The 8,536-nt window shown below is 36.2% G+C and carries 7 protein-coding genes; 2 read left to right on the top strand and 5 right to left on the bottom strand.

Translation table 11 applies throughout. From position 1 onward, the window contains the following. Window positions 1-99 precede the first annotated feature (99 nt). From SGJ10_09270 to SGJ10_09285, 4 genes are all read right to left on the bottom strand, one after another. Entirely contained in the window at window positions 100-990 is an 891-nt protein-coding gene (locus tag SGJ10_09270; GenBank protein MDZ4758315.1) for a transporter, read from the bottom strand. A 1-nt stretch (window position 991) separates the two neighbouring features. Next, window positions 992-1,372 carry an Ig-like domain-containing protein gene (locus SGJ10_09275; protein MDZ4758316.1) on the bottom strand — a complete coding sequence of 127 codons (381 nt, stop codon included), beginning with the start codon at window positions 1,370-1,372 and terminating at the stop codon, window positions 992-994. A 103-nt stretch (window positions 1,373-1,475) separates the two neighbouring features. Next, complete coding sequence (locus SGJ10_09280) at window positions 1,476-2,810, bottom strand: ABC transporter permease (GenBank protein ID MDZ4758317.1); 1,335 nt, start codon at window positions 2,808-2,810, stop codon at window positions 1,476-1,478. A gap of 218 nt (window positions 2,811-3,028) precedes the next feature. After that, entirely contained in the window at window positions 3,029-3,703 is a 675-nt protein-coding gene (locus SGJ10_09285) for a DUF6498-containing protein (protein ID MDZ4758318.1), read from the bottom strand. A 101-nt stretch (window positions 3,704-3,804) separates the two neighbouring features. Here SGJ10_09285 and SGJ10_09290 point away from each other — a divergent pair, with 101 nt between their 5' ends. Together SGJ10_09290 and SGJ10_09295 are read left to right on the top strand one after the other, a co-directional pair. Beyond that, window positions 3,805-4,488: a hypothetical protein gene (locus SGJ10_09290; GenBank protein ID MDZ4758319.1), complete on the top strand. Its 684-nt coding sequence runs from the start codon at window positions 3,805-3,807 to the stop codon at window positions 4,486-4,488. Between the two features lie 104 nt (window positions 4,489-4,592). Continuing rightward, complete coding sequence (locus SGJ10_09295; protein MDZ4758320.1) at window positions 4,593-8,060, top strand: hypothetical protein; 3,468 nt, start codon at window positions 4,593-4,595, stop codon at window positions 8,058-8,060. Between the two features lie 51 nt (window positions 8,061-8,111). Here SGJ10_09295 and SGJ10_09300 read toward each other — a convergent pair whose 3' ends face one another. After that, window positions 8,112-8,396, bottom strand: coding sequence for a helix-turn-helix transcriptional regulator (locus tag SGJ10_09300; protein MDZ4758321.1), 285 nt, complete (start codon window positions 8,394-8,396; stop codon window positions 8,112-8,114). Window positions 8,397-8,536 lie beyond the last annotated feature (140 nt).

Here is an 8,536-nt window from a genome sequence, read left to right on the forward strand (position 1 = left end):
ATGCCGAACTACATCCCGAAAGCCCCGCTTAATCCCGATAATTATCGGGATGCGGGGGGATTAGTCCCTTTCTTTTGGACTATTATATATTGAGTGTCGTTATAACATAAACCCCACAGAAATATTCACTGTTCCATAATAAGGAAGCTGGAAATCATTTCTGCTTTGTAATACTGGAGTTTTAATACGCAAACTGGCAAACATCTTTTTATAATAAATATCTCCACCTGCTGTAAGCTCACCATATAAGCGTGTGCTGGGTGTAAAGTCTTTAATAACGGGGAGCTTGTCTTTTGAAACATTTTCTAAACCGATACCTGTATATATAATACTTTTAGTATTTCTTCCAAGTTCTTTGGTATGAAAATACTCGATAATACCAGCAAATAAATTACCTTTTTTTATTTGATTTTTATTAGTTGTATTATAACGATAATTGACATCTGCACGTAATCCGTCATCATTTTTACGGTAAGAATAATTCACATTAAATATATAATCTACAGTTCCACTTCCCGGTTGGTAGTTTGGGTTGTCGGTATTAATGTTTGCAATATATTTCCCTGTAGGTAGCTTTAAACCCGCACCCATAGCCAAACGGTGAGAGGTAGGGCATTTTATTTTAGATAAAAATATATACCTGCCGAGCAAAGTAGCATCAGCCAATCCTGATATATTGTTTATTAAATAACTATTTGAATATATATAATAGTTTACCCAAGGTATTTGCCCAATAAATTCAATTCTATTATTGGGTGCGTATTTCACAAACAAATCTGTACGATTGAAAACCTCTTTGCTTCGCGAATATATACTTTCTCCTGGATGGCCATGCTTACCATTATAGTATCCTACCTGATGCCCCAAACCTAAATAGGTTTTACTATCGGTAGGAAAAATACGACTCGATATATCGCAGCCACATGCATCACAAGCGTTTGCACGATTTATGATAAAAGCGAGAAACAAAAAGCAATATAATTTATTCATATTATTTAATACTAAACGATACAGTTTTCTTGGTCAAATTTTCTGAATGATCTTCCGTTTCAGTACTTAGTAAATAATCAGTATTTATTGAATCTGTTATCATAATATTGGTGTCAATGCTCCAACTGCTATTGTCCACATGCATATCATATTGGCTTACTATCACATTGTTCTGTTTGCCTTGTATGCTCCACACCACATGGTGCAATTCGTCATTATCAGTAAAGTTTATTTTAAGATTTAGATTCTGGCCTTTGGTATAATTGGCACCTTCTTGTGGGTTTGATATAGATACTACAGGACTCTCGGTATCTTTTTTCGATTTGCATTGCTCAAAAATAAAGAGTGAGCAAATAGCTAGAACAATGGTGTTTTTCGACATTAATAGTTGATTTGACGCGACAAAAGTAATTGCAGAATTTATCAGAAAAATATGCGTAAAGTCATATCATATCAAAAATGTAAAATTGAGTTATATAAATTTACTACTTATAAAAAACCCATTTGCCTAATTCCTTAAACGTAGGTTTTTTGCCATACATCAAAATCCCAACTCTATAAATTCTTGCGGCAAACCATACAATACAAACAAAGGAAACCAACATTACACCCATAGAAAGTGCTATTTCCCAGTTGAACGATTGCATAAACGATACGCGGGCCATCATAACAATAGGAGAGGAGAAAGGTATAATAGATGCCCAAAAAGCCAAACTGCCATTGGGGTCGTTCATTACCGAACTAAAAGCTATGAAGAAGGAGAAGATGAGTGGCAGATTTACAGGCAGCATAAACTGCTGCGTATCTGTCTCTGAATCTACTGCGGAGCCAATGGCGGCATAGAGCGATGCGTATAATAAATATCCTGTGATAAAATAAAATACAAAACAGAAAAGTATTAAAGGGAAATTGAGCGTAGATACGGCTTTCTCAAATTTCATGAAGCTTTGCATCTGTTCAGCTTTTTCATATTCATCAGCAGGCACATGGGCATTCTTCTTCATTACTTGCTCCACTTGGTTCATATCCACATTGCTAACTAAGTAGCTTTTCATAACGCCCGTAACGGTGATGGTGAGCACAATCCATATAGCAAACTGGGTAAGAGCCACACAAGCAATCCCAATGATTTTCCCCATCATTAATTGAAAAGGCTTTACACTGCTTATTACAATTTCTACAATTCGGTTGGTTTTTTCCTCTATCACACCACGCATCACCTGTATGCCATATAGCATAATGAACAAAAATATAATATAAGTGAGTACCATAGCTCCTATAAATGAGCTGCCTGTACTTGCATCCTCCGTTCCCGTCTCGCTAACCAACTTGGGGTAAACTGCAATGCTGGTGCGGGTTGCCTTAATCTGAGCTTGATTAAGGTTCATATTCTTCATCTTGATATTGGTGATGATTTCCTCAAACTTGTCTTCCAGTTTATTAATAATGGCGACTCCTGGTTGTTGCTCGGCTACAAAGTCAATATCTTTGATATAAGTTATAGAATCAGTTTTTGGTATGATGATGAGGGCATCGTATTTTTTATATAATACTTGGCTTTTTAAGGTGTCAATGTTTTCATCAGAAAAAACGAATACATTTTTGTCATCATTGAGGAGTTTATCTTTGAAAAAACCTTGCTCATCATGCACAGCAATGGTTTTGGTTTTCTCACCTATTCCCGAATTGACGGCTAAATAAATCATTACACCATATAGAGCACCAATAAGCACTGGGCCTAGAATGGTCATAATAATGAAAGAACGTTTTTTTACGCGGGTCAGGTATTCACGTCTGATGATGAGGAGTATTTTGTGCATAGTAGTAATTAGAAAAACAGGGCGAAAATATGTGATAATTTTATAATATCCGTCATTGCGTCCCAATTGCTATCTGGATCGTTACCTAAACTTTATAATTACACTTATTTTTTTAGCTTCGTCCCATAACTATCGGACTATGCTTCCCCGCGGCGAATCGTTATTACGAAGCAGATTTCTATGCATTGATTCCGACAACTGAGGATCGAAATGACGTTCTATGAAGCCACAACAGGCTTCCTACCCATATAATACAACAGCACATCAGCAATTGTTTTTACCAACACAAAAACACCAATAAAATATAATTGAGCCAGCTCACCATTATAAGGATAATTCTCTTTAACAAAACTGAAACCTACCGCACCAAATACTATCACCATGTGCATCACAATGGTTCGTCCATCAATAAACGAGGCATTGTCAGAAGGATGGGCTCGCAAATATTCGCCATTCCCGAAATAATGCCACATCAAATCCATGCCAAGGCTTAGGGTATAAAGCAGTAAAGTTAAATTAAACACAGGATTTCTCAATAAAACCAAGTCGAAATTTTTACTACCATCACCCTTATTCGATGCTATAAAACCAACAAAAACCACGATGAACAAGAGATAAAACAACAAAGTGGCAATGCGAATAAACAGGTACTTAAACCCCAATTTCCATTTAGATCCTGTAACAACAAATGCTTTAAATTTTACATCGCCAGTAGGCTTATCACCTTGGGCACTCACTATTTTGATGAATGAGAAAAAAGAGATGATCATGGTCTCCATCCAATATAGATAAATAACAGAGAATAATGTCCAATGCCCTACAATCACACCGTATATAGGCATGAGGTTAAATGCAATCTGAAACAGCAATGGAAATGCAATCTTGTGGTGCATAAGTGTTTACTTTGGTTTTTAAAAACTTTACAATATTACTCCATTCCCATAACTTTGCCTCATGTGTTTTCGTTGGTTAACTTAAAAATATTTATTTGCAAATGGAACTTAAACTGTCAGGAATGGATTTTTATAGGGTTTTCCTAATTTTCCACATTATATGCGGAGCAATAGCTTTGTTAACAGGATTTATCGCTATTGTAGCTAATAAAGGTGGCTCATTACATATGAAAACAGGCAAAATATTTTATTGGGCAATGTATGCAGTAGGAGTATCATCTTTTGTTTTAGCTTTAATGAAATTCAATCCCTTCTTATTGTCTATTGGTATTTTTTCTTTGTATATGGTCATTAGCGGATATAGAGCATTATTCTATTATAGATTGGTCGAAAAATATAAACCCACTATGAAAGATAAATTGCCCGTCTATATTGGCTTAGTAACGGCTCTATTCATGGTCATTTACCCTATATATATGATAGTAGTTTACCAAATTGAAGGTATTTTTATTTTGATTATTTTTGGTTCTATTTTACTGTTTAATGTATATAATGATTTGAATACCTTTAGGAAAAACCCTGTAATTTTCCCATATTACAGAAAATGGATCATAAAGCATATAGGTATGATGATGGGAACGTATATCGCTACCACAACAGCCTTCCTAGTGAATGTTGCTACTTTCAATCCGCCTTGGGTTTTGTGGCTAGGTCCTACCTTGGTCGGTTCTTTTTTGATTGCATACTTCACTAAAAAATGGAAAAATAAAAGTATAGTAGTTTGATGCCCCATACATATATCCAAAACTTATCCGTGTTTGTTCCGTTCCGAGGCTTCGTAACATCGGAACCCCGCCAACCGCAAGTCTCACTATTATAGACTATATTTGTGCAACTGCTAATTAGAATTATATATATTATTTTTTTACTAGGTATAGCTCATACAGCTACCGCACAAACAAGTGGGAGAGAGCGTTCCAAGCAGTTTGAGCAAATATATGATACAGCGAAACTCGACAGTCTTCCTATCATATATGGCAGCGTGAAAGTTCTGCAAAATAATATACCCGTTCTTGATTCTTTATATACCATCGACTATATTAAGTCTATCATAGTTTTCAAATCACCGCACACAAATATTGCTATTATATACCATACATTTCCCCGCAAGCTCGACTATACGGTTCGAAGAAAAGACCCCAAATTTATATATAAAGATTATCAACCTCTCATCAATCCTTTTGCTTACACACCGGGAGAGAACGACCCCTTCTCCATTGATGCTTCTGGATTGGAAATGCGTGGTTTGTTGAGCCGTGGAATAGGGGTAGGCAATACGCAAAGTTTGGTGGTGAACTCAAATTTGAACTTGCAAATAAGTGGCAAAATAAATAATGATGTGGAGGTGAAAGCCGCTATTAGCGACGATAACAATCCCATACAAGTTGATGGTAGCAGCCGACAGGTGCAGGACTTCGACAAGGTATATATAGAACTTTCCAAAAATAAAACGCGTGTAGTATTGGGCGATTTTCAGATGAAGAAACCCAAAGAAACTTATTTCACTGCGTACGATAAAAAATCTCGGGGTATACAATTCGACCACGGATGGGAAGACAAAAAAGTGGGCATTAAATATAATATAGGTGGCGAAGGAGCCATAAGTCGTGGGCGTTTCAGTCGTAATACTTTTAATGGGCAAGAAGGAAACCAAGGCCCTTATAGACTGAGTGGAATCAATGGCGAATTATATATTATCATACTTTCGGGTACCGAAAAAGTATATCTAGATGGATTGCCAATGACCCGTGGTGAGCAAGACGATTATATTATAGATTATAATACTGGAGAAATTACGTTTATGCCACGAAGGTTGATTAATAGCTACAGTCGTATTGTGGTTGAATTTCAGTACAGCGACCGCAATTACGGGCGTGTGGTATATACTACAAGAGCAAGTGCTGAAATAAAGAAGCATCAGATTGTAGTGAACTATTATACCGAGAAGGATTTGAAAAATCAGCCCTTCCAACAAACGTTAAGTGATGAACAAAAACTCATATTGGCCAAAGCAGGTAATGATGCATCACAAACAAAATTTGAAAACGCCATTGCCAATGACTATTATGATAAAACAAAATTATTATATAATAAAATTGATACCATCATCAATGGTAATGCCGTAAAGTATTATATATATGCCGAATCGGCGGGTACCGATACGCCTTACTACCAATTGGCCTTTAGCTATGTGGGGCAGGGCAGGGGAAGTTATAATATAGCCAGCAGCGGTGCCAATGGCAGGGTGTTTAAATGGGTAGGTTTATTACAAGGAAGTTACGAACCTGTGCAAACACTTATTGCACCCAAGCAAATGCAAATGACCTCGTTGGTACATATATTCACACCCAATACAAAAACAAAAATAGAGCAGGAGCTTGCCATCAGTAGTCTTGATAGAAATACTTTCTCTCCCAAAGACGATCAAAACAACCAAGGTATTGGCTACCGATTAAAAGTATATAAAGAACTTAATATAAATAAGAATTTAAAAGTCGATAATACCAGTTCGTGGGAATTTGTAAACAAGAATTTTCGTTATGTAGAACGTTATCGGAATGTAGAATTTGAAAGAAGTTGGGAGCGTGCCCTTAACAATAAAACAGCCACCGACACGGGTTTTCGAGAGCAAATCATTATGTCGCGTTTCAATATGTATTATAAAGAATTTGTGAAAACATCGTATCAATTCTCCTTATATCACAAAGATAATTTTCTGAAAGGAATAGCCCATGCTTTTTCAACAGATATCACATTAAATAAATGGACTGTATTGGGCAATTATAATACTACCGGAAGTAATATAACTTTAAATACTATTCCTGTAAACAATTACAAAACTTGGCGTGCAGAGCTAGGTCATTCAGGAAAATATATAAAATCTAAAATTTATGCCAATAGCGAAAGAAGCACATTTAATTATAATACCAATCCCGATTCTTTATTATATAATTCCTTCAATTACGACCAATATGGTGCAGGAATAAATAATAATGATACTTTAAAATCGCAGTTTGGATTGGGTTACTTTTATCGGAAAGATAAAGCTCCCTCTGAGGGTAAATTCATTGACCTTAACGCATCGCATAATATTGATGGAACCTATAAGGCAAGCGGTAAAGCGGGCAGATTGGATCTTAGTTTGAACTACCGCAGATTTATAAACGATACTGTTTCCAGTAATAAAATAGAAGACAATACTTTGTTTCGTGGCGAATATCAAATTGCATTATTTAAACGAACATTATATATCAATTCATTCTTCCAAACAGGGAATGGTCGTGAGCTTAAACGGCAGTTTACTTACCAAGAAGTGCAGCCGGGCAATGGCATATACCAGTGGAACGATTATAATGCCGACAGTATACAGCAGCTCAATGAATTTGAAATAGCTGTGTTTAAAGACAAGGCAAGGTTTATCAAAATATTTTTGCCCACCAATGAATACGTCAAAACCAATATCACCCGCATTAACCAAACCATTACTTGGGAACCCTATAAACTTTGGGAAAATAAAAAGGGAATTTTCAAATTACTATCATACTTTTCCAATACTACCAACGTGCGGGTAGAGCAGAAAAATCAAAGCACAAGGTTTGCATTAAAGAATCCATTTAACACGATTATAGCTGATACGGGATTAATCACCCTCAGCGGAGTTCTGCGTCACGTATGGTTTATCAATAAGTATAACAATAATTGGGGAGCTGAATTTGGCTATATACAAAACAGTCAAAAGCAATTACTGACTACTGGTGTGGAGGCCAAGCAAAAGAAAGAACAATATATAAATGTGCGTAAAAGTATTGGTAAAAGTTGGCAAGCAAATATCAATATATTATATGGCGACAAACAACTCAATACACCCTCATTCGAAAACCGAAACTATCATTTCTATTATACCGATTGGCAGCCCGCTATCCAGTGGCAGCCCTCGCAGGATATGCGTTTCAAAATGTACTATCATAACTTCAATGCCCAAAATAAATATAATAACGACACTACCCAAACGCTCACCAACGAAATCACTTCCGAGTTTAAATACTTATATAAAAACAACGGAAGTTTGCTTGTAAAATTCAGCTATAACCATATCAAATTTAATGGCGATGCAAACTCACCCATCGGCTTCGAAATGCTCAACGGTTTGCTCAATGGTAATAATATAGTGTGGGGCATGGCATGGGAACATCGCCTGGCAAAAAACACCCAATTAAGTATAGTATATGATGGTCGCAAAAGCGAACTAAGCAAAGCCGTGCATATTGCTAGGGTAGAAGCGAGGTATATATTTTAGGGGATTATATAGCTTTCCATGGTTGGTGTCCTTACCAACCTTAACAATGCATTATCTATTTACACTCAGCTTCAATTGTGCACCTAACCCTCCACTAATTATCAGCAGTAAAGTAGAAAGTCTTATATCGCTTGCGTTATTCGCAATACGGGATATATATGTTTTAGTAGTACCACATTTCTCAGCCAATTGCTCTTGTGTCATACCTTGTGCTTTGCCTAGTTCCTGCAGCATTACACCAAGCTTGAATGCTTCAAATCCTTCTTCATATTGTTCACGTTTTTTTGCACCACGTTTACCATGTTCAGCATCTAAATGCTCAGTAAACGAAGTCAAATTCTTATTGGTTTTTTGTCATGGCTATATATTATACCGACACTCAATAGACCTCTTTCATAATTCGATTCTAATAAATATAAAGGTTTGAAACACGAATTTTAAAACTTAGAATGCTGCCCTTTTTTATTTACAGCAGC

It is taken from the genome of Bacteroidota bacterium (genome assembly GCA_034439655.1).
Lineage (GTDB): Bacteria > Bacteroidota > Bacteroidia > UKL13-3 > UKL13-3 > CANJUD01.

What these genes read in the sequence shown, in the direction of transcription:
- SGJ10_09275 (MDZ4758316.1), bottom strand. Translation starts at nt 1,372, where the DNA reads ATGTCGAAAAACACCATTGTTCTAGCTATTTGCTCACTCTTTATTTTT.
- SGJ10_09280 (MDZ4758317.1), bottom strand. Translation starts at nt 2,810, where the DNA reads ATGCACAAAATACTCCTCATCATCAGACGTGAATACCTGACCCGCGTA.
- SGJ10_09285 (MDZ4758318.1), bottom strand. Translation starts at nt 3,703, where the DNA reads ATGCACCACAAGATTGCATTTCCATTGCTGTTTCAGATTGCATTTAAC.
- SGJ10_09290 (MDZ4758319.1), top strand. Translation starts at nt 3,805, where the DNA reads ATGGAACTTAAACTGTCAGGAATGGATTTTTATAGGGTTTTCCTAATT.
- SGJ10_09270 (MDZ4758315.1), bottom strand. Translation starts at nt 990, where the DNA reads ATGAATAAATTATATTGCTTTTTGTTTCTCGCTTTTATCATAAATCGT.